We start from the raw sequence: 20918 nt of genomic DNA on the forward strand, positions 1-20918 counted from the left end.
GTGCGCAAGGCGTGAAGGCTCGAACCTTGCTTGACGAGACCCTTTTGTTTAAAACACGAAAGGACCCGTTGGCGAAGCATTCCTTCAGCGAAAGCTCAGACGGCATCGCATCTCCTTCACAGGACCCACCTGGGATTCATGTTATCTCCAGCATGGAGCCCTCATGGCAGGCAAGCCTGAGATTTCAAGAACTTAAGACGTTCACGCCCACCACGTTCTATAACTGAAGAAAAAAAGCCATGGTCTTTGGGTGGAATAGGCCTGGGGGAGACCAAGCATTTCACATTTTGACATCCACGAGCAGGGCAATGGCCTTACGGATTTGCTCACGAGCTCCAAGAAGGACGAGGACATCACCTGGCTCCAGAATCGTTTCGCGAGAAGGATTGGATCGCGTCACGCCACCCCGTGTAATCGCAATCACCGAAGCGCCCGTCCGTCCATGGATATGCAACTGTGCCAATGGTTTTCCCAGCACGGGAGAATCGTTTTCCACCCGGCAGGTATCGACTTGCACATCAGCCAATGTTCCAGCACGCAGATGGTGAGCTAACTCAGGGAGTTCCCCTCTCCGGAGGAGGAGATACCCCTCCCGACGAATTTGTTCAACTTTATCTTGAATCCTGTCCTTCGGCGTCTGATAGGTACGAAGAACTAAGGCAAAAATCTCTATTGATGTTTCGAATTCTTCCGGAACGACATCATTGGCTCCTAATTCTTGGAGGTCCTGCAATTCCTTTAAATATCGTGTTCGTACGACAATATGAAGAGTGGGATTCAGTTGTCGTGCTTGCTGGACAATCCGGCGCGCGCCAAAAGGGTCAGAGGTCGCCACAACGAGGACTCGCGCCAATAAGATTCCGGCTTGAGTCAACACTCTGGGATTTGTCCCATCCCCATAGAGCATGGTGCCCCGTCCTTTTTGATCAGCCTGCATGACATCAGAATTGACGTCCAGCACTACAAATGGAATCTCCATATCACTTAAAACCCTGGCAAGATTCCGGCCATTTAAGCCATAACCCACGATTATGACATGGTCTTTGACCTTAATCTTGGTACTTTGCAGCGTATTGATCTGACGTCGAGGGAACCAATGCTTCAGACGGTCAAGGGCCTCGGTTCGTCTTGCCAGACGGGGAGCCCATTGAATCAAAAATGGCGTAATTGTCATGGACAACACCGATACTGCAAGAAATATATTATAGGCATGCGTGTCCAATAATCCTTCTCCCTGACCCACCCGGGCGAGGATAAAGGCAAATTCTCCCACCTGCGCTAATGCCACCCCCGTTAACAATGCAGAAGAAACGGGAGCTCCAGCAAGGAATACCGCTCCGGTTCCTGTAAGGAACTTGCCTAGTACGACAAGCACCAACAATCCCATCACCAGAATGGGAAATTCCGCGATGACCGAGGGATTCATTAACATCCCCACTGAGACAAAAAATAAGCTATTAAAACTATCCCGAAAAGGAATGACTTCGGCCAGTGCCTGATGACTATATTCCGATTCAGAAATCACTAGCCCCGCGATAAATGCGCCAAGAGCCAATGACAATCCCGCGAGGGAGGTCAACCAAGCTGTTCCCAGCCCCAATACAATAATCGACAGGAGAAATAATTCTCGACTTCGAGTCCCCACTATAAGATGAAGAACATGAGGAACAAGAACCCGAGCAGCCAACACGATCAGCCCCACAACCATGACGGATTTCATGAGTGTTTCGGCAATTACACGTGGGTCACCATGGGAACTGGGTCCCAATACCGGCGTCAGCAAAATCATAGCCACGACGGCTAAATCCTGGAAAATAAGAATCGCCATGGTCGCCTGCCCATGCAGCGCATCAATTTCGCCTCGATCCCCTAGAATCTTGAGGACAATGGCGGTGCTGCTCAATGACAACAACAGTCCCCAGAAAACCGACTCTTCCCATGATCGACCCAGAAACCAACCCCCAAGTGCTACAGCACTCAGCATGCTTAAAATTTGCAGAGGACCACCAACCCATAAGAGCCTTCTGGATGCCCGTATGCGCGAAAGAGAAGTTTCCAAGCCTATGGTAAACAACAACAACACGACACCGATTTCGGCGAGAGTTTCGACTTGGTGTAGATCGGAAATGAGGTTGAGGCCGTAAGGCCCCACTAAGGTGCCAGAAACTAAAAATCCCGCAACCGCCGGTAGCCGGAGTTTTTGAAAAACAAAAACAACCAGAACAGAAATAGAAAAAATAATGAGGACATCCCGTAGGATGTGGACTTCACTCATCTTTCAGAGGTACGGCTCTGGGCAATGACAACCATTCAGGGAATTTCCAGCAATAAACAAGAACAGGATAAGGGAGACGGGGATGATCTCAAGAGCCCATCATCCCTCGGATTGAGAATAATGTCTACCATGCGCTGCGCCCCATTCAACTGACATGGGTCAATGCTAGTCCGGTTAGGATCGGAAGCAGAATTGAGATGTGTCCTTCCAGGACCATCCCGATTAGTCAGGAAGATGAAGAGATTTTCACAAGCGATCTGAAGGCGAAAAATCCTGAAAGAGCCAGGGAGACTCCTGAGCCCGGCGTTTTTCATAAGCGGCAATGGCAGATTCGTGTTGAAGCGTGAGCCCAATTCCGTCTAATCCCTTTAACAAGCAATCCTTGCGAAATGGATCCAAAGTGAACGAATACGTCTCCCCTTCAGGAAGGGTGACCACCTGTTGAGCCAAGTCGACTGTGACGTGATATTGGTCAGTATGGGCTACCCGGTCAAACAAAGTTTGGATGTCTTCTCCTGGAAGCTCGACGGGAAGAATCCCATTCTGGAAACAATTATTATAGAAAATATCGGCAAAACTCGAAGCCAGAATACAACGAATGCCATAGTCCAATAAGGCCCATGGAGCATGTTCCCTTGATGATCCACAACCGAAATTTTCACGGGTCAACAGAATCGTGGCCTCTTGATAGCGCGGTTGGTTGACAAAAAAATCAGGATCCGGAGACCCATCTGCCCGTCGCCGCCAATCGGCAAACAATCCCTCTTTGAGGCCGGTGCGATGGATCGTTTTCAAATATTGCTTCGGGATGATTTGATCCGTATCAACATTGCCCCGATTTAACGGAGCGACCGTTCCGGTCAATATCGTAAACGCTTGCATATCTATCTCCCGTATTATGCTAGAGAAAGTAATGGCCATCCTGAAGACAAAAAAATTCCCTCATTCATCTCACATCTTCCAATCACGAATATCCACAAAATGTCCTTCAACCGCAGCAGCAGCGGCCATGGCAGGGGAGACTAAGTGCGTCCGTCCGCCCTTACCCTGACGCCCCTCGAAGTTTCGATTACTGGTTGAGGCACATCGTTCTCCCGGTGTGAGCACGTCCGCATTCATGGCGAGGCACATACTGCACCCCGGTTCGCGCCATTCAAAACCCGCCTCGCGAAAAATCCGATCCAACCCTTCCTCTTCCGCTTGGTGTTTGACTAACCCTGATCCTGGGACCACCATAGCCTTGACGCTTTGAGCAACGCGCTTTCCTTTGACATACCGAGCCGCCACCCGCAAATCCTCAATTCGTGAGTTTGTGCAGGACCCGATGAAGACTCGATCGATCCGGATGTCACAAATAGGGATGCCAGCTGGCAATCCCATATACGCTAAGGCCCGTTCTGTGGCCATCCGTAATTTTTCATCCGCAATGGATCCAGGATCGGGCACATGGCCATTCACATCCGTCACCATTCCCGGATTGGTCCCCCAAGTCACTTGAGGAGAAACATCTTCCCCTCGCAGCTCAACAACCTTATCAAACCTGGCTCCAGGGTCGGTTTTCAAATTCAGCCAATCAGACTTCGCCTGTTGAAACAGCGCTCCTTTCGGACTGAGGGGTCGGCTCTTCACGTAAGCGACCGTCGATTCGTCTGGACTGACAAGACCAGCGCGGGCTCCCGCTTCAATAGACATGTTGCAAAGGGTCATCCGGCCCTCCATTGAAAACGATCGGATCACCGAACCCGTATATTCCACGACATAGCCGTTTCCACCACCAATACCAATTTGCCCGATAATCGCCAGAATCACATCTTTGGAAGAACAATAGTCAGGAAGCGCACCCTCCACACGAATTTCCATAGTTTTTGGTCGTTTCTGTACCAAACATTGGGTCGCCAGCACATGCTCGACCTCGGATGTCCCAATGCCAAACGCCAAGGCGCCAAATGCCCCATGAGTGGAGGTATGAGAATCTCCACACACAATGGTCATCCCCGGTAGCGTCAACCCTTGCTCAGGTCCGATCACATGAACAATGCCTTGACGAATATCTTCCATCCCATAATAGATTATTCCGAATTCTGCACAGTTACATTCCAAGGTTGAAATTTGCAATGCACTCATGGGATCGGCAATGCCCTGCGACCGGTCGGTGGTTGGAACATTGTGATCGGGAACAGCAAGCGCCGCGGTTGGACGTCGTGGCCTTCTTCCGGCCAACCTAAGCCCTTCAAAGGCTTGAGGAGAGGTCACTTCATGCACCAAATGTCGGTCAATATATAATAAGGTAGTTCCATCTGGTTCTTCACGAACCACATGTTGATCCCAAATCTTTTCAAACAATGTTTTGCTTGCCATGGAATGTTTCCTTCTTTTTGGAATTTTTTCGGACTCTAATTATCTACATTCATCCCCTTCTGGCAAGAGCCAGGAAGAGTTTTTTCCAGAGTTGTATTCATCTCGGCCTTTTCTTTGTGGTCTTTTAAGACTTCTGATATACTTTTGCCTGCGACAGGGGACAATCCAACCTTATGGCTCCACCTGCTAACTACTTAGGTGGAAATAAGTGAGTGCCGACAACGATTCATCCAGCCCAGAACCAGATTTAAGTGGTTTCCGGCCAATCGCGAACAACGACCAAACGTCGATGCACCCATAAAGTGGCAAAGGTTATCTATTTCCCCTGGAGCGCAGAAAGACTCTAACAATCCTAATTCCGATTCCGCCATTGTCGCCCACCCTCTGAAATTAATAGGTCTCAACACTTCACATGGGTATATTCAATTATTGCATTAGCCATTTTTCCCAAGACATGGCCATCGATCTGGGAACTTCTTCTACCCTAATTTATATCAAGGGGAAAGGGATTGTCCTGAACGAACCTTCCGTCGTGACAGTTGAGACAAACTCCAAAAAACTTCTCGCGGTTGGGGAAGAAGCGAAGCGAATGATCGGTCGAACCCCGGGCAATCTCACCGCCATTCGTCCCATGCGAGAGGGAGTTATTGCTGATTTTGACATGACGGAACACATGTTACGTCACTTTATCCAAAAAGTTCATCGCGGGGGAACTCTCCTCAGGCCACGCATCATTATTGGTGTCCCGTCCAGGATCACACAAGTCGAACAACGTGCCGTCAAGGAATCAGCTGAGCTCGCTGGTGCCCGTGAAGTTTATCTCATTGAGGAGCCTGTGGCCGCTGCCATTGGAGCAGGATTGCCGATTACCGAGCCTTCCGGCAACATGGTCGTCGATATCGGAGGAGGGACTACCGACATCGCCGTGATCTCCCTGGGAGGCATTGTATACAGTGAATCGGTCCGTATCGCGGGCGATCAACTAGATGGAGCGATCACAAGCTATCTCAAGCGGGAATACAGCTTGTTAATCGGCGAACATATGGCAGAACGCATCAAGATGGAAATCGGCTCAGCCTACCCTTTGCCTGAAAAAAAGCAAATGGCCGTCAAAGGGCGAGATGTGGTGTCCGGCATCCCCAGAACGATCCTCGTTGACGACAATGAAATACGAGAAGCGTTACAAGATTGTCTCACCACCATCATCCGAGCCATCCGTCTGGCCTTGGAAAACACTCCGCCTGAATTGGCAGGGGATATTATTGACCGGGGGATCGTGCTGACCGGAGGCGGATCGATGCTTCAAGGGCTGGATAATCGACTACGTGAAGAAACGTCTTTACCCATTGTCACGGTCGATGACCCCTTAACCTCGGTAGTCTTGGGAGTAGGGAAAACTCTTGAGGAATTCAGCCTCCTTCGGAAAATTTCCTCGCATTCCAGGCTGAATCCCTGAGCTTCCCTCAATTTGCATGCCTCGATCAGAGCCAAATTTTCCCATATCCACAAGTATCCGGCGAGTTCTAGGAGTTATCTTCATTCTATTCCTCGCCCTCCTGCTATTTCTGCCGCGACAATCTCAGGAATGGTTGAGTCATGTGGGCGGGCCTTTCGCACGAATTTTGGAAGTCCCCCTTCATGTTGTCGCCTCGATACAGGATTCTATCAGTCACGCTTGGGACCACTACATCGCCTTACAGAATGTGTGGGAAGAAAACCAACAGCTAAAGCAGGAAATTCAGCGCTTACAAGGTGAGCAGAATTTCCTTCGAGAACATGCCATCTTTGCCATGCAATCCCAACAACTGCTGGCGTATCAGCAAACCACACCCATGACGACCCTTCCGGCTCGAATCATCGGCCGGAACGTGTCCAATTGGTATCGGGCGATGATCATCAATAAAGGCAACCTAGACGGTATTCATCCGGAAATGGGAGTCATCACCGATGCCGGAGTAGTAGGACGTGTCGTACGAGTAAACCCCACAACGGCCGTCGTGCTTCTGCTTTCCGACCCCAACGTCGCCATTACCGGGATGATTCAAAAAAGCCGGGATGAGGGTCTGGTACAGGGAACCCCTCAAGGAACCATTCATATGAAATATCTGCCTCCTCTATCGCCTGTCCAACCAGGAGATCCAGTGGTCACATCTGGATTAACGGATGATTTTCCCCGTGGACTCCAAATTGGCCGGATTCAACAGGTCACTAAAGCTGATACCGACTTATTTCAATTGGGTGAAATTGATCCAATTGTCGATTTTTCCAAACTGGAAGCGGTCCTCGTGATTACCTCGTTTCAGCCTGCTCTCCCATCATCATTACCAAATCCGATTGTCTCTCCTACTCCCTAATGGAATCTCGTGACTATTTTTCTTGACATCCTTCTATGCTTTGGAGTGGTTCTGGCTCAAGCCACCTTTAGCACAATTCTATCCGCCAAAGGGATTTACCCCGACCTATGTTTCATTCTAGCCTGTGTCATGGGATTTTACTCAGGGGAATACAAAGGACTCAGGATCGGACTGACGGTGGGACTTTTCCAAGATTTATTCAGTCCTGGCGGAATTGGGCTCAATATGATCTTAAAGGGACTCGCGGGAGCCCTGGCCGGTGTCACAACTCACACGTTTTCGACCGTCACCAGTCCCGCAATTCTGCTTGTCAGCCTTGCCCTGTCCTTAGGATGCGGACTGGCCTCTCTCGTTGTGGCATATCCGGTTGTGGATGCCCCGATCCTTTTTCACGCCCTCTCCTCCAGACTTCTTCCGCAAGGACTCTATAATAGCCTCCTGACCTTAGGGATGTTCTGGGCTATGAAGTGCATTGGCCCATCGCTGAGTATGGTACACTTAGGACGGGGACCACGATAAGACCCGCACAATGCTGGATACTTCCCGCCAGGCTAATGAACTTGCCGATATTCAAAATCGGTTAATATTCGTCAAGATCGGCTTTCTAATGCTATTGGTGTTGCTGGGATTACGCCTTTGGCAATTACAGGTTCGAGACGGATTGCACTATCAAGAACTTGCCCGCGACAATCGCACTCGATCCATTGTCTTAGAACCGGCTCGAGGACTTCTGTATGATCGGAACGGAGAACTCCTCGCCAATAATATCCCCAGCTTCCAACTGTATGTTTCCTTGGAAGACATACAGGACCGTGAGGCCCTTTTAGCTCAGTTACCTCATTACGTAGATATTGACCAACAAGAGATTTCCAATAAACTTTCAATAAAAAGCCGAAGAGGCCGAGTCAAGATTAAAGCCGACATTACGCTGAAAGAGGCGGCACTCATCGAATCGCACCGGCTTGAACTCCCCGGTGTAGTGATTCAGCCTGAATATCAGCGTCACTATCCACTTAACACCTACGCCTCGCACGTCCTGGGTTACGTGGGTGAAATTTCCGAATCACAGCTTAAGGACCCGGAATTTTCCCATCTTCAGGGAGGACGTATCATCGGGCAAAATGGAGTGGAGCGGACATTTGATGAATATCTTCTTGGAGAAACCGGAGAGGAAGTGATTGAAGTCGATGCGCTGGGGTATCCAAAACGGTCTCTCTCTGTTCGACGTCCCCTGGCCGGGGATGACCTGTACCTGACTCTGGACATTCGACTTCAGCGCCTCGCAGAAGACCTTCTGGGAGAGGAAGCGGGGGCCATTGTAGCCCTGGATCCCTGGAATGGAGACGTTCTGGCTCTTGCGAGTAAACCCGGGTTTAATCCAAATGATGTTTCGGGAGGGATAAGTGCCAAGGACTGGCAACGATTTCTCAAAGATACACGCCACCCTCTCACCAATCGCGCCATTCAAGGCCAGTATCCTCCAGGGTCGGTATTTAAAATCATTATGGCCGCGGCCCTCTTGGAGACTCAAACCCTCAGCGCACAGGAAATGATCCCCTGCCATGGAACCTTTCCCTTTGGAAGGCGGGTCTTTCGTGATTGGAAGGCGGGAGGCCACGGTCAGGTCGACTTAACCAAAGCGATCGCGGAATCGTGCGATGTCTACTTTTACAAAGCCGGCAATCAATTGGGCATTGATCCCATCGCCACCTATGCTCGTCAATTCGGATTAGGTGAAAAGACCGGCATTGCGCTCCCTTCCGAACGGTCGGGCCTTGTTCCGTCCTCCGAATGGAAAAAAAGGGTAAAACGGGAACCATGGTATCCAGGCGAAACCATTTCCATTTCCATTGGACAAGGATTTTTAACCGTGACTCCGATTCAGATGGCCAAAGTTGCCGCCATCGTCGCAACCAATGGACGAGTGGTCCAACCCCGCTTGCTCAGAGCCTCTCGACTTCGGCGAACCGGCACCCTCAAAGAAAAGCCAGAGCCACCCATTCGACAATTGCCCATTCCTCTCCAAACGTTTGCCCATATCAAGGAAGGATTGGCGGCAGTCGTCACGAAGGGTACAGCCAAACTGGCGCAATCAGAATTCGTGAGCATTGCAGGCAAGACTGGAACGGCGCAAGTTGTCGCCCTGAAACCGGATGGAGACAAGGACAAAAACAAGGAGCCTCAAAAAGAATTTCGAGACCATGCGTGGTTTGTGGCCTTTGCTCCCGTAGAACACCCGAAGATTGCCGTGGCGGTATTAGTTGAACACATGGGGCATGGAGGCTCAGCGTCCGCCCCCTTGGCCAAGACACTCATCGAAGCCTATATGGGTTTTGAGACCACCCAAGAGCCTTCTCTTTGAAGAGGAATCCCTCTCTGAAGGATGGAGAGCAACGCATCTTATGTCATTAATGAACGACAATGTGAATCGCCGTGGACTGGATACCTTCGATTGGTGTTTCCTGGGTGTCATTATGGCAATTATCTCTGTGGGCATCCTATCCATTTATAGCGTAACCAACCCTCAGTCGACGACCGGATTCCCTATTTATCTCAAGCAGGCCACATGGATGGTCGTCGGCTCCTTAGCCTTTCTGGTCGCGGTCGGTATTGATTATCACAAGCTCGCCCGTCTGTCATATCTGCTCTATGGGATCGGGCTGCTCTTACTTATCATCGTGTTAATCGCAGGAAAAACCAGTCGGGGCTCTCAACGATGGATTCCTCTCGGCCCCTTTGCGGTCCAGCCTTCAGAATTCATTAAGATTCCATTGCTACTCATGTTGGCTGCCTACTATGGGGCAACCACCCGTGAAGGCTGGGTTCGTCGATTGATCATACCCGGACTGATCGTACTTCCAGGATTTTTACTCATCCTCAAACAACCTGACCTGGGAAGTAGCTTGGGGTTTCTGGCTATTTTTCTTGTGGTGATTCTCACGGTAGGCATGAAATCCAAGGCCTTTGGGTTTGTGCTTTTGGCAGCTCTAATGTTGTTCCCCTTTGCCTGGGGCGGGGTCTGGGGCTCCCTTCACGAGTACCAACAGGATCGGATTCTCAGCTTTGTTGATCCCAATTCTGATCCGGGGGGCAAAGGTTATCACGGGCTTCAATCGCGCATCGCCATCGGTTCAGGCCAATTACTGGGAAAGGGATTATATGGGGGAACGCAAACCCAATTTAAATTTCTTCCTGAGGGCCACACCGATTTTGTGTTTGCGGTATTCGCAGAGGAATGGGGCTTTATTGGGTCAATAGTCTTACTTTCCCTCTATATTCTCTTATTTTTGATGGGATTAGAAATCGCGTTGAAAGCCAAAGACATTGTCGGGACTCTCTTGGCTGTCGGAGTAGTAACCATGATAGCCTTTGGAGTTGTCGTCAATATTGCCATGACATCCGGGCTGGCCCCCGTTGTGGGCATTCCTCTTCCTCTCATGAGCTATGGAGGCAGCGCCATGGTTGTGAATCTCACCGCTCTGGGACTCTTGCTCAACGTGAAACGGAGACGTCTGTCACTCCTTTAGGTATCATGAACCCTATGGCTTGATTTTGATAGCGTGGGCCAGGTATTCGCACAAAGAGGAAAACACCGGATAATTTGAATCAGAAAAGTCCCAGAGCCGTGGATTTTTTCACATACGTGCGGGAACAAGGAAGTAGGCACACAGAACCATCCTCAAATGGTTCCATAACAATATTCATTTACAATTATTGACAGAATGGGCACAAAGCTATTTCAGATTTTGACAGGCAGATCCAACCAATTGGCTCAGCGACATCTCTTCAACAAGCATGTTGACGAAGAATAGCTTTTGGTCCCTTTCTGAGAATGTAAGGAGATCACTATGGGAGTAGAAATTGCGATTAGTGTCACTCGTGAGGAAACACGGGTAGCCGTGCTCGACAATCGTGTCGTAACAGAATTGTATGTCGACCGTCCAAGAAAAAAAGATTTTGTGGGTGACATTTACAAGGGCAAGGTCATTAAAGTTCTGCCAGGTATGCAAGCGGCCTTTGTCGATATCGGGCTGGATCGGGCCGCGTTCATCCATGTATCTGATCTATCGGTCGGAACCGAACCGGGGGACACTCTTGTGGACAGTGAAGAGGATGAACGCAGTCAGGAGGTGCCGCGCCCTCGACGCCAAACAGCACGTCCCATCGAAAACCTGTTGACAGAAGGACAGGAACTTCTTGTCCAAATTTCCAAAGGCCCCATTGGCACCAAGGGACCTCGTATTACCACGTACGTCTCCCTTCCCGGGCGATTTTTAGTGCTCATGCCCAATGTTGACCATATTGGCGTGTCGCGAAGAATTACGAACGACGAAGAACGTCATCGGCTGAAAGATCTCATGCGGCGTATCCGGAAACCCGAATATGGATACATTGTCAGGACCGTGTGCGAAGATGTACCGGAAGAGGATCTGCAAACAGACGTCAGATTCCTGAGCGCATTATGGGAAGACACGCTCAAAGCGGCCAACAGCCAACCGGCTCCATCCCTTTTGCATACGGATCTGTCCCTCCCGCTCCGTGTGGTACGAGACCTATTCACCAAAAAAGTCGATCGACTATTAATTGACGCCAAAGCGGATTTTGAGGAAGTGAAAGATTTTGTCCGTCGCTATCTTCCGGAACAAGCGGCACGCGTTCATTTCTATGACAAGAAGCAGGAAGGGTTATTCGATCACTTGGGGATCGAATTGGAAATTACCAGAGCCCTGAGTCGGAAAGTCTGGCTTAAGTCAGGAGGACACATTGTCATTGATCACACAGAGGCCATGACGGTGGTGGACGTCAATACGGGCCGATTTGTGGGAAAACGCGACCAGGAAGAAACCATTTTAAAAAACAATCTGGAAGCCGCAAAGGAAATTGGCTATCAGATTAAATTACGAGGCATTGGGGGCATTATCATCATTGATTTCATTGACATGGAACGGGAACGGAACCGTGAAAAAGTGTATCAGGCCACCCTGGACGCCCTAGCGGGCGATAAGGCTCAAACACGTATTTCCCGCATATCCGATCTTGGGCTCATCGAGATTTCCCGTGAACGTGTCCGCGAAGATCTGTTACGGACGTTGTCGGAAATTTGTGGTGACTGTGAGGGGAGAGGCTACACCAAATCCACCATGACGGTGGCGTATGAAATCTTTCGGGATATCCGGCGCATCGGAATGACTCGTGGACAACCACAACAAATTGTGGTCGGGGCCAACCCAAAAGTCATTGAGCTTATTTTCGAAACCGAACACAGTAGCATTGAACAACTCGAACAGGAATTTCAACAACCAATATTATTTGAGGCGGATCCATTACTCCACCTGGAGCAATATGACATCGTCGTGGTGGGAAAATTGACCTCACGCGCCGAATCCCGGAACGCATCCTAACCACGAGAGAACGATTAAATCATGAACAATGCCCTCCACGATTCTTTCTCATTATCCGTAACAATTGCCTCAGGGAACAGAAAGGAATGGGGACCCAGATCTCTCCTCCAATTCTGGAAAAATCCGGGTGTCTTCATCCTGCGGAGTCCAACCTGGAGCAGTTTCTGGGTGGAGAGCCATACAGGCAGACCATTTCACGATAATATACGGACTCGTATTCGCCATCCTCACAAAGGATCTGGATGACTTCACCTCTGCAAGGCTGGTTGGAACTTCTGGCAGTCAAAGGACTTGGCCCTGTTACTTACACCAGACTCATCAACAGGTTCGGCTCACCAGAAGCCATTCGTTCCTTGGACACCCATACACTCGTATCAATGGGTGAAATTTCGCCATCATTGGCCATGGCCATTCATCAACCCATATCTGCTGAGGCACAAGATCACATTGCCAAAGAATTGCAGGCCGTGCAGGATCGGCGATACGCTATCCTGACACTCGCAGACGCTCACTATCCGCCCCGATTAAAAACCATTACGGATCCTCCTCCGGTACTCTGGTATACAGGCCAGCTCCAAGACCGAGACCAGCAGGCCCTTGCCCTCGTCGGTTCAAGAAAAGGCTCGCACATCGGGCGGACATTCACGCGACAACTGAGCGGCGATTTAGCTGCACTGGGCTTTACGATTGTGAGTGGGCTGGCCAGAGGCATTGATGCTGCGGCCCACGAAGGCGCGCTGGCTACATCTGGGAGAACCCTGGCGGTTCTTGGATGCGGCATTGACCGCACCTATCCGCCTGAGCACGGTCCACTACGACAACGCATTGAACAACAGGGAGCCGTACTCTCTGAATTTCCCATGGGAGCCCCTCCACATTCTTACCATTTTCCTCAACGTAATCGAATCATTAGTGGACTCTCACTTGGGGTGATTGTCGCGGAGGCCACCTCGCGCAGTGGGTCCCTCATTACCGCTCGGATGGCCCTCGAGCAAAACCGTGAAGTCTTTGCCGTACCGGGAAATGTGACCAATACGTTGACTCGTGGCCCTCACCGCCTTATTAAAGAGGGAGCGAAATTGGTCGAAAGTTCTTTTGATGTTGTGGAAGAAATTCTTCCTATGTTAGAACCCTCCTTCCGGGAGCAACTCGAGAAACAACAAGGCGCGTTTCAGCCTCAACCGTCCGCGCCTGCACTAGGAACAGAGGAACAACAGCTATTCGATTGCATAACACTAGAACCTGTTTCCCTGGACGATTTAATCAATCAATGCTCCTATGCCCCATCTGAAGTCATGAGCATTCTCTTGTCTTTGGAGATCAAAGGGCTTATAAAGCAGATACCGGGCCTACAGTATCTCCGGATGTGCATCGGATAGTACATCAGCATGTCTTTTCCCTCTGGAAAATTTTACTCGTAAACAATTCATGATTGCCATCACGGTCTATGCCTAAATCATTCGTCATCGTCGAATCGCCTAACAAAGCCGAAACCCTGTCTAAATATTTTGGACGCAATGACCAAGCCCTGGCATCTGTGGGTCATCTTAAAGGCGTCCCGTGGAGCAAACTGGGCATTGACCTCGAACACCACTTGGGAGTTCTGTCGCAAAAAAAAGACTTATAAGATTCGCCACGGGTTGTCATGTTGGCCCGAGTTGAAAAAACCAGTAAAGATAGCCATTTTCATCTGTCAGATACGGAGCTAAATCCTCTTATTGCCTTCAAAAAAAATATGTGACAAAACCGTCGGCAGGCTAGCCTTAGCGGCTGGTTTGAACGGCTGCGGCCGCTGGGAAAAATGAGTTGAACGCCCAGCCAAACTTGCCTCTACCCTACGCCATCATTATGATGAGCACGCGAAAAAACCAGTCACATCCCAGCAGGTGGATTGTGACGGCGACATTTTCGCCCTGAGTTTGTAGTGGATCTTACACACGTGAGTATCGGTTTCCCTTACATCAAAGATACCAAAGGAGCCTTCCCTGGTAGTGGTTGCTAATGAGTAAATCGCTGATAATTGCCGAGAAGCCCTCTGTTGCAGCCGACATCGCGCATTCGCTTGGCGGACTGAAACGCGAGAAGGATTATTTTGAAGGTGACGACTATGTTGTAACTTCAGCCGTTGGGCACCTACTTGAAATCAAGGCGCCTGACGACGTAGAAGTCAAACGTGGCAAGTGGTCTTTTGCCAACCTGCCGGTCATTCCCGATCACTTTGACCTGAACCCAATCGCCCGCACCGAGGACCGGCTCAAGTTGCTCGCCAAGCTGATCAGCCGCAAAGATATCGACCGAATTATCAACGCCTGTGACGCCGGGCGCGAAGGCGAGCTGATCTTCAGACTGATTGTCCAGCACACTAAGGCCAGGCAACCGACAAGCCGGCTTTGGCTACAGTCCATGACGCCCAAGGCCATTCGCGAAGCATTTGAGGAGCTGCGCGATGATGAACAAATGAAGCCGCTCGCTGATGCCGCCCGCTGCCGAGCAGAAGCAGACTGGCTGGTTGGCATTAACGGCACCCGGGCTATGACGGCGTTCAACTCCCAAGACGGGGGTTTTTACCTCACCACCGTTGGCCGAGTTCAAACACCCACCCTGACCATCGTCGTGGAGCGCGAGGAACAGATCAAGCTATTCGTCTCGCGGCCCTACTTTGAAGTGCATGCCCAGTTTGATGTCGAGGCCGGACAGTATTCCGGTCGCTGGTTTGATACGGACTTCAGAAAGAATGACGAAGATGCGGAACGGCGCGCAGAAAGACTTTGGGAACGCAATCAGGCTGAAGCAATCAGGCAGGCCTGCCAGAGGCAGCAGGCGGTGGTCACTGAAGAAACCAAACCGACGACGCAAAGCGCACCGATGCTGTTTGACCTGACGAGTCTACAACGTGAAGGCAACGCCCGGTTTGGCTTTTCGGCCAAGACAACATTATCGCTGGCGCAGGCACTCTATGAACGCCACAAGGTGTTGACGTATCCAAGAACCGATTCGCGCGCTCTGCCGGAAGACTATCTCTCTACCGTGCAAGATACCCTGGGCATTCTGCGTGATGAGGCAAGTGAGCGTTTGTCAGCCCTGACCGGCGGCAGCGGCGGCAATCCGATAGGGCCGCATGCGGCAAAAATTCTGACCAATGACTGGGTCCAACCGAACAAACGTATTTTCAATGACGCGAAAATTTCTGATCACTTCGCCATTATTCCCACATTGCAGGCACCCAAGAACCTCAGCGAAGCCGAAGCCAAAATATACGACCTGGTCGTGCGTCGATTCATGGCAGCCTTTTTCCCACCTGCGGAGTTTCGTAACACCACCCGTATTTCCCAGATTGACAGGCACCACTTCAAGACCGAAGGCAAGGTAATGGTCAAGCCTGGTTGGTTGGCCATTTACGGCCGTGAAGCCATCGCTGGTGAGGGCACGCTTGTAGCGGTTAGGGAGAATGAAAAAGCCACGGTTAGCGATATTGAAATCCGCGACATGGCGACCAGACCACCGGCCAGATATACCGAAGCCACACTGCTTTCTGCGATGGAAGGCGCCGGCAAGCTGATTGATGATGATGACTTGCGCGAAGCCATGTCTGGAAAAGGTCTGGGCACACCGGCAACCCGCGCAGCGATCATCGAAGGCTTAATTAGCGAGAACTATCTATTGCGCAAAGACAAGTCACTGATACCCACCACCAAGGCCTTTCAACTGTTGACCTTATTGCGCGGCCTGGGAGTGACCGAACTCACAATGCCGGAACTGACCGGCGAATGGGAAAGCAAACTTTCGCAGATAGAACGAAGTCAGTTGGACCGCAAAGCGTTCATGGAACAAATCAGCAAGATAGTTGAACAAATTGTTGCGAGGGCCAAAAACTACGGCGCAACGACCGTTCCAGGCGATTACTCAACATTGCAGTCACCCTGCCCCAAATGCGGCGGCCTGGTCAAAGAAAACTACAAACGGTTCTCCTGCACAGAATGCGATTTTTCAATTACGAAAATTCCTGGCAGCCGTCAATTGGAAGTTTCCGAAGCAGAAATTCTGATTGCCGAACGCACGATTGGTCCGTTGCAGGGATTTCGCAGTCGGCTTGGCCGGCCGTTTGCGGCAATCCTTAAACTGAACGATGAACACAAGCTTGAATTTGACTTCGGCCAAAATGATGACGATGAAAACAGTGAACCGGTTGATTTTCACGGCCAAGAATCACTGGGGAGTTGCCCGAAGTGTCAGTCCTCAGTTTATGAACATGGAATGAATTATACTTGTGAAAAGGCGGTCGGCCCGAACAAGACTTGCGACTTTCGAACGGGCAAAGTCATACTGCAACAGGAAATCGAACCCGCTCAGATCAGAAAATTGCTGAGCGAAGGCAGAACCGAATTGCTGACCGGCTTTGTTTCATCACGAACCCGTCGCAAGTTCAAGGCTTACCTGAAATGCGGGGACGACGGGAAAGTCGGCTTCGAATTTGAAGCCCGTAAACTCAAGACCGGCGACGACCAGGCCGCGAGCGGCAAAAAGTTGCCCGCGAAGAAGGCCGAGACCAGGAAACCGTCGGCAAAAAAATCGGCTACTAATAAACCAGCTCGTACAGCCAAAAAACTCAAATCCCGTTAATGATCGTGGAACGCGGCCGATTTTGCAATTTCCCCGCCTGCTCTCAATACCCTGAATGTAAAACCACAAAACGCCTAAAGTTAGGAAACCAACCCGCTGTCAATGATTGCGGGGGGGGCTGGTTCAAAAGCGGACCAAAAAAGGCAAGACATTTTATTCCTGCAGCAATATCCTACGTGTAACGTTGCGATCTGGGATCGACCCATCAATCGTCCCCGCCCACAATGCCAGGCTCCATTCTTGATCAAAAAAATCAGGAAACATACGTGAAGCAGAATTCTCTGTCACAATGCAGAATGCGGATATGAGAAGATAGCGGCACCAACGGAGAAGAACCAGGAAGTAGCTCAAGATCCGACGGCGGGCTTGATGCCTTTCTGATGCTCAAAGACTTTGATAGGCTCACCTTGGCCGTGAATAAACTCTTCGGTCACCAACACCTCTTTCACCTCCGCCTGGGACGGCAGTTCATACATCAAGCCCAACATCACCGACTCTAAGACCGCCCGAAGTCCACGTGCTCCTGTTTTTTGCAAATGGGCTTTTTTGGCAATTGCCAATAACGCTCCATCGGCAAACTTTAATTTCACTTTATCCAAAGACAATAACTTCTGATATTGCTTGATCAAGGCATTTTTGGGTTCCGTTAAAATGCGGACCAATGCCGGTTCATCCAATTGATCAAGAGCCGCGACAATCGGCAAACGACCGATTATTTCAGGAATTAATCCATATTGCAGTAAATCTTCCGGTTCCACTTTGGAGAATAAGTCACCAATTTGGTGTTGACCACGTATCTGCACATCGGCGCCAAAGCCCATCCGCTTTTGGTTCAACCTCCGCTCAATGATGGAATCCAATCCCACGAACGCTCCACCACAAATAAATAAAATATTAGTTGTATTGACTTGAATAAACTCCTGATGTGGATGCTTTCTTCCCCCTTGAGGGGGCACATTGGCCACGGTCCCTTCAATGAGTTTTAACAAGGCCTGCTGGACACCCTCACCTGAAACATCCCTCGTAATTGAAGGGCTATCGGCCTTGCGGGTAATTTTGTCAATTTCATCAATATACACGATTCCCCGTTCTGCACGCTCAACTTCATAGTCCGCAGCCTGCAGAAGTTTTAAGATAATATTTTCAACGTCTTCACCGACATACCCGGCTTCCGTCAGGGTCGTCGCATCTGCAATCGTAAATGGGACATCCAGGTAATGGGCTAATGTCTGAGCAAATAAGGTTTTTCCTGTTCCGGTCGGTCCGACAATTAGAATATTGCCCTTTTGAAGTTCAACATCCCCGATTTCATTTGCTGATATACGCTTATAATGATTATAGACGGCAACCGAGAGAACCTTTTTTGCCTGATCCTGTCCGATAATATATTGATCAAGATGTTGGTGGATATCCACCGGCTTGCACAGTTTCGCCGAAATCTCCTGGCGAGACTCCTGCCAATCCTCGGAGATAATTTCATTACACAAGCCGACACATTCATCACAAATATAGACGGTCGGACCCGCAATAAGTTTTCGAACCTGATCACGGTTCTTGCCACAGAAGGAGCAACGAAGATTGGCTTCGGACTTCGCTTGTCTCGCCATTAGAAATGCCTCCTTTGCCCTTAATCCTTACTTTTTGAACCTGACTTGGTGTCGTCTTTGTGTCCCTTTTCCTGACTTCGGATGATGACCTCATCAATTAACCCATACTCTTTGGCTTCTTCCCCCGACAAAAAATAATCCCGTTCGGTATCTTGAGAGATTCTATCCAGAGGCTGCCCTGTATGATAGGCCATAATTTCATTCAATTTTTCGCGGATTTTTAAAATCTCGCGGGCATGAATATCAATCTCCGTCGCTTGGCCCTGAAATCCTCCCATAGGTTGATGAATCATCACGCGTGCATTGGGAAGAGCAAAACGCTTCCCTTTAGTCCCTGCGGTTAATAACAAGGCTCCCATGCTTGCCGCCTGACCTAAGCAGATGGTGTTGATGGGCGACCGCACATATTGCATCGTATCATAGATCCCCATTCCGGCCGTCACACTTCCGCCAGGCGAATTGACATACAGATGAATGTCCTTTTCCGGGTCTTCGGATTCCAAGAACAACAGCTGTGCAATGACCACATTTGCGAACACATCATCAATCGGGGCTCCGATAAAGATGATCCGGTCTTTCAAAAGACGTGAGTAAATATCATATGACCGTTCACCTCGATTCGTTTGTTCAATAACCATCGGAATGAGCATTCCCTGAGACCTCCTCGTGTTGTAAATAGGTATCAAATACAGATATCAGAACAGGTAAATTCAGAAGGGTTGTACGACCCGTTACCCCTGAATGACCGCATTTTGATAGACGAACTGCAAGGCTTTTTCCGCCTTCATCCGCTCGCGGAACTCCTCCTGAGCACCCTGCCCCCCAGCCTCGACCATGCGTTGAATTTCCCCAACCGGAAGCTTTAAGGAAGAGGCCAATTTTTGAATTTCGGCGTTCACTTCATCTTCAGTGACATGAAGGCCTTCCTTCTGAACGATCGCATCCAGAATCAAACTCAGCTTCACGCGCCGCTTAGCTTCCGGATGCAATTCCTGTTGGAGGCGCTTAGCCTCTTCTTGTAATCGCAAGGGCTCTTCCACGTCATCTTCACGATGGGCATGGCGGTGGTCCTTCAGCATTTTTTGTCGGATAAGCGTCTGAAGCTCCCGTTCAATCAGAACCTCGGGAATTTCAAAGTGGTGCATCTGCAACAGGCGTTCAATCACCTGATCTTTATACCCTTCTTCAAGATCCTGTTTCAGGAAATTATCCAATTGGGTGTTGATGGTGGTTTTAAGATGCTCCAGGGAATCGTAATCGCCGCAATCCTTGGCGAATTCATCATCCAGTTCCGGGAGTTTCTGCTCTTTCACCGCATCAATCGTCACCTTGAGAACCATCGTCTTTCCGGCGAGGTGACCATCAGGATGATTGGCGGGAAAAGGTTGCGGAATATCAATCGTGTCACCGGCCTGTTTTCCGACGAGATACTCATCTAACTCCACACCAAGAATCGGCGATTTGGACCCAATGTGAAGAAGTTCCCCTTTTTTTTGAGTCCCTTCCAACGGCTGGTCCTCTACAAACCCCTCAATAGACAATACCGCATGCAATCCTTCACGAAGAGGAGTTCCTTCAGGAACCACGTCAAGCTCGGCATGTTGCTCCCGTAGGCTTTGGAGAGCCTTTTCAACCTGATCATCTGTAACCGTTCGGGAATCCCGTTTTAAGGAAATAGGATTCGGTGGTCGATAATCCCCTAATTGAATGGTGGGCTTTATTTCCACTGTAGCCGTAAAGGTAAATGGGCTATTGGACTTCACTTTCATTCGTTCCAGAGGGGGAATATCCACTAGGATAGGGACCACCCCGGCTTCCTTCACCGCTCGTTGGTAATAATCGGGCACCAACCGCTGCACCACATCTTGCTCAACAAGATCGGCATACCGTTTTTCTAATAACGCGATCGGCGCTTTCCCGGGTCGAAATCCAGGGATTTTGGCTTGACGCCTCAACTGGGCATACACCTTTTGAAATTCGCTTTTGACCGCTTCTTCGGGAACTTCAATTTTTAACGACCGTTTCACCGGCCCGAGCTCTGTCATTTCTAACTTCATAAGAGCATTCATCCTTGTAAAAAAACACAATAAAGAATATAAATGTTAAGAAATGGTGCGAGAGGGGGGACTTGAACCCCCACGGTTACCCACGAGATCCTAAGTCTCGCGCGTCTGCCAGTTCCGCCACTCTCGCCCGTAACCGTTTTCGCCTCATTCCACCGAATTTGAAAAGAGGTTCTCTTCCGTGGAATCCTCAGGGGAAACAAGACCCCTGCACCCTACCAAGCCTCCCTATTATAAAA

Annotated in this window: 16 protein-coding genes and 1 tRNA gene; 10 read left to right on the top strand and 7 right to left on the bottom strand. The window is 49.9% G+C overall.

Going from position 1 to position 20918, the window contains the following annotated elements; genetic code table 11:
* On the top strand, positions 1–227 hold a 227-nt coding region (locus ACTRXD_RS08575), incomplete at its 5' end, for a hypothetical protein (RefSeq protein ID WP_442431409.1).
* 53 nt (positions 228–280) lie between these two features.
* Here ACTRXD_RS08575 and ACTRXD_RS08580 read toward each other — a convergent pair.
* The 3 genes from ACTRXD_RS08580 to leuC all read right to left on the bottom strand — a co-directional run bounded on the left by ACTRXD_RS08580 (position 281) and on the right by leuC (position 4633).
* Positions 281–2275, bottom strand: a complete 1995-nt coding sequence (locus tag ACTRXD_RS08580; protein WP_442431410.1) for a cation:proton antiporter domain-containing protein — start codon at positions 2273–2275, stop codon at positions 281–283.
* Between the two features lie 246 nt (positions 2276–2521).
* Positions 2522–3157, bottom strand: a complete 636-nt coding sequence (gene leuD / locus ACTRXD_RS08585; RefSeq protein WP_442431411.1) for a 3-isopropylmalate dehydratase small subunit — start codon at positions 3155–3157, stop codon at positions 2522–2524.
* Positions 3158–3226: 69 nt separating this feature from the next.
* Entirely contained in the window at positions 3227–4633 is a 1407-nt protein-coding gene (gene leuC, locus ACTRXD_RS08590) for a 3-isopropylmalate dehydratase large subunit (RefSeq protein WP_442431412.1), read from the bottom strand.
* A gap of 412 nt (positions 4634–5045) precedes the next feature.
* Between leuC and ACTRXD_RS08595 the strand changes: the two genes are divergently transcribed.
* From ACTRXD_RS08595 to ACTRXD_RS08635, 9 genes are all read left to right on the top strand, one after another.
* Positions 5046–6089 (top strand): rod shape-determining protein, encoded by a 1044-nt coding sequence (locus ACTRXD_RS08595; RefSeq protein ID WP_376753394.1) that lies wholly within the window; start codon positions 5046–5048, stop codon positions 6087–6089.
* A 142-nt stretch (positions 6090–6231) separates the two neighbouring features.
* A complete protein-coding gene (gene mreC, locus ACTRXD_RS08600) occupies positions 6232–6987 on the top strand; it encodes a rod shape-determining protein MreC (protein ID WP_442431413.1) in 756 nt (251 codons plus the stop codon).
* 9 nt (positions 6988–6996) lie between these two features.
* Positions 6997–7506, top strand: coding sequence for a rod shape-determining protein MreD (mreD, locus tag ACTRXD_RS08605; protein ID WP_442431414.1), 510 nt, complete (start codon positions 6997–6999; stop codon positions 7504–7506).
* 10 nt (positions 7507–7516) lie between these two features.
* Positions 7517–9349 (top strand): penicillin-binding protein 2, encoded by a 1833-nt coding sequence (mrdA, locus tag ACTRXD_RS08610; RefSeq protein WP_442431415.1) that lies wholly within the window; start codon positions 7517–7519, stop codon positions 9347–9349.
* Positions 9350–9389: 40 nt separating this feature from the next.
* Entirely contained in the window at positions 9390–10514 is a 1125-nt protein-coding gene (rodA, locus tag ACTRXD_RS08615; protein ID WP_442431416.1) for a rod shape-determining protein RodA, read from the top strand.
* 321 nt (positions 10515–10835) lie between these two features.
* Positions 10836–12389 carry an Rne/Rng family ribonuclease gene (locus ACTRXD_RS08620; RefSeq protein ID WP_442431417.1) on the top strand — a complete coding sequence of 518 codons (1554 nt, stop codon included), beginning with the start codon at positions 10836–10838 and terminating at the stop codon, positions 12387–12389.
* Between the two features lie 242 nt (positions 12390–12631).
* Positions 12632–13768, top strand: a complete 1137-nt coding sequence (gene dprA, locus ACTRXD_RS08625; RefSeq protein ID WP_442431418.1) for a DNA-processing protein DprA — start codon at positions 12632–12634, stop codon at positions 13766–13768.
* Between the two features lie 68 nt (positions 13769–13836).
* Complete coding sequence (locus ACTRXD_RS08630) at positions 13837–14016, top strand: hypothetical protein (RefSeq protein WP_442431419.1); 180 nt, start codon at positions 13837–13839, stop codon at positions 14014–14016.
* Positions 14017–14390: 374 nt separating this feature from the next.
* Entirely contained in the window at positions 14391–17009 is a 2619-nt protein-coding gene (locus ACTRXD_RS08635) for a DNA topoisomerase III (RefSeq protein ID WP_442431420.1), read from the top strand.
* A 347-nt stretch (positions 17010–17356) separates the two neighbouring features.
* Here ACTRXD_RS08635 and clpX read toward each other — a convergent pair whose 3' ends face one another.
* The 4 genes from clpX to ACTRXD_RS08655 all read right to left on the bottom strand — a co-directional run bounded on the left by clpX (position 17357) and on the right by ACTRXD_RS08655 (position 20809).
* The gene (gene clpX, locus ACTRXD_RS08640; protein WP_442431421.1) at positions 17357–18616 is read right to left on the bottom strand and encodes an ATP-dependent Clp protease ATP-binding subunit ClpX; all 1260 of its coding nucleotides are present in this window, start codon (positions 18614–18616) and stop codon (positions 17357–17359) included.
* Between the two features lie 20 nt (positions 18617–18636).
* Entirely contained in the window at positions 18637–19266 is a 630-nt protein-coding gene (gene clpP / locus ACTRXD_RS08645; RefSeq protein WP_442431422.1) for an ATP-dependent Clp endopeptidase proteolytic subunit ClpP, read from the bottom strand.
* A gap of 81 nt (positions 19267–19347) precedes the next feature.
* On the bottom strand, positions 19348–20673 hold the full coding sequence (tig, locus tag ACTRXD_RS08650; protein WP_442431423.1) for a trigger factor: 1326 nt from the start codon (positions 20671–20673) through the stop codon (positions 19348–19350).
* Between the two features lie 53 nt (positions 20674–20726).
* Positions 20727–20809, bottom strand: a tRNA-Leu gene (locus ACTRXD_RS08655).
* Positions 20810–20918: the final 109 nt, after the last annotated feature.

Source organism: Nitrospira sp. T9 (assembly GCF_052156535.1).
Lineage (GTDB): Bacteria > Nitrospirota > Nitrospiria > Nitrospirales > UBA8639 > Nitrospira_E.

What these genes read in the sequence shown, in the direction of transcription:
- ACTRXD_RS08580 (WP_442431410.1), bottom strand. Translation starts at nt 2,275, where the DNA reads ATGAGTGAAGTCCACATCCTACGGGATGTCCTCATTATTTTTTCTATT.
- leuD (WP_442431411.1), bottom strand. Translation starts at nt 3,157, where the DNA reads ATGCAAGCGTTTACGATATTGACCGGAACGGTCGCTCCGTTAAATCGG.
- leuC (WP_442431412.1), bottom strand. Translation starts at nt 4,633, where the DNA reads ATGGCAAGCAAAACATTGTTTGAAAAGATTTGGGATCAACATGTGGTT.
- ACTRXD_RS08595 (WP_376753394.1), top strand. Translation starts at nt 5,046, where the DNA reads ATGGGTATATTCAATTATTGCATTAGCCATTTTTCCCAAGACATGGCC.
- mrdA (WP_442431415.1), top strand. Translation starts at nt 7,517, where the DNA reads ATGCTGGATACTTCCCGCCAGGCTAATGAACTTGCCGATATTCAAAAT.
- rodA (WP_442431416.1), top strand. Translation starts at nt 9,390, where the DNA reads ATGTCATTAATGAACGACAATGTGAATCGCCGTGGACTGGATACCTTC.
- ACTRXD_RS08620 (WP_442431417.1), top strand. Translation starts at nt 10,836, where the DNA reads ATGGGAGTAGAAATTGCGATTAGTGTCACTCGTGAGGAAACACGGGTA.
- dprA (WP_442431418.1), top strand. Translation starts at nt 12,632, where the DNA reads ATGACTTCACCTCTGCAAGGCTGGTTGGAACTTCTGGCAGTCAAAGGA.
- ACTRXD_RS08630 (WP_442431419.1), top strand. Translation starts at nt 13,837, where the DNA reads ATGCCTAAATCATTCGTCATCGTCGAATCGCCTAACAAAGCCGAAACC.
- ACTRXD_RS08635 (WP_442431420.1), top strand. Translation starts at nt 14,391, where the DNA reads ATGAGTAAATCGCTGATAATTGCCGAGAAGCCCTCTGTTGCAGCCGAC.
- clpX (WP_442431421.1), bottom strand. Translation starts at nt 18,616, where the DNA reads ATGGCGAGACAAGCGAAGTCCGAAGCCAATCTTCGTTGCTCCTTCTGT.
- clpP (WP_442431422.1), bottom strand. Translation starts at nt 19,266, where the DNA reads ATGCTCATTCCGATGGTTATTGAACAAACGAATCGAGGTGAACGGTCA.
- tig (WP_442431423.1), bottom strand. Translation starts at nt 20,673, where the DNA reads ATGAAGTTAGAAATGACAGAGCTCGGGCCGGTGAAACGGTCGTTAAAA.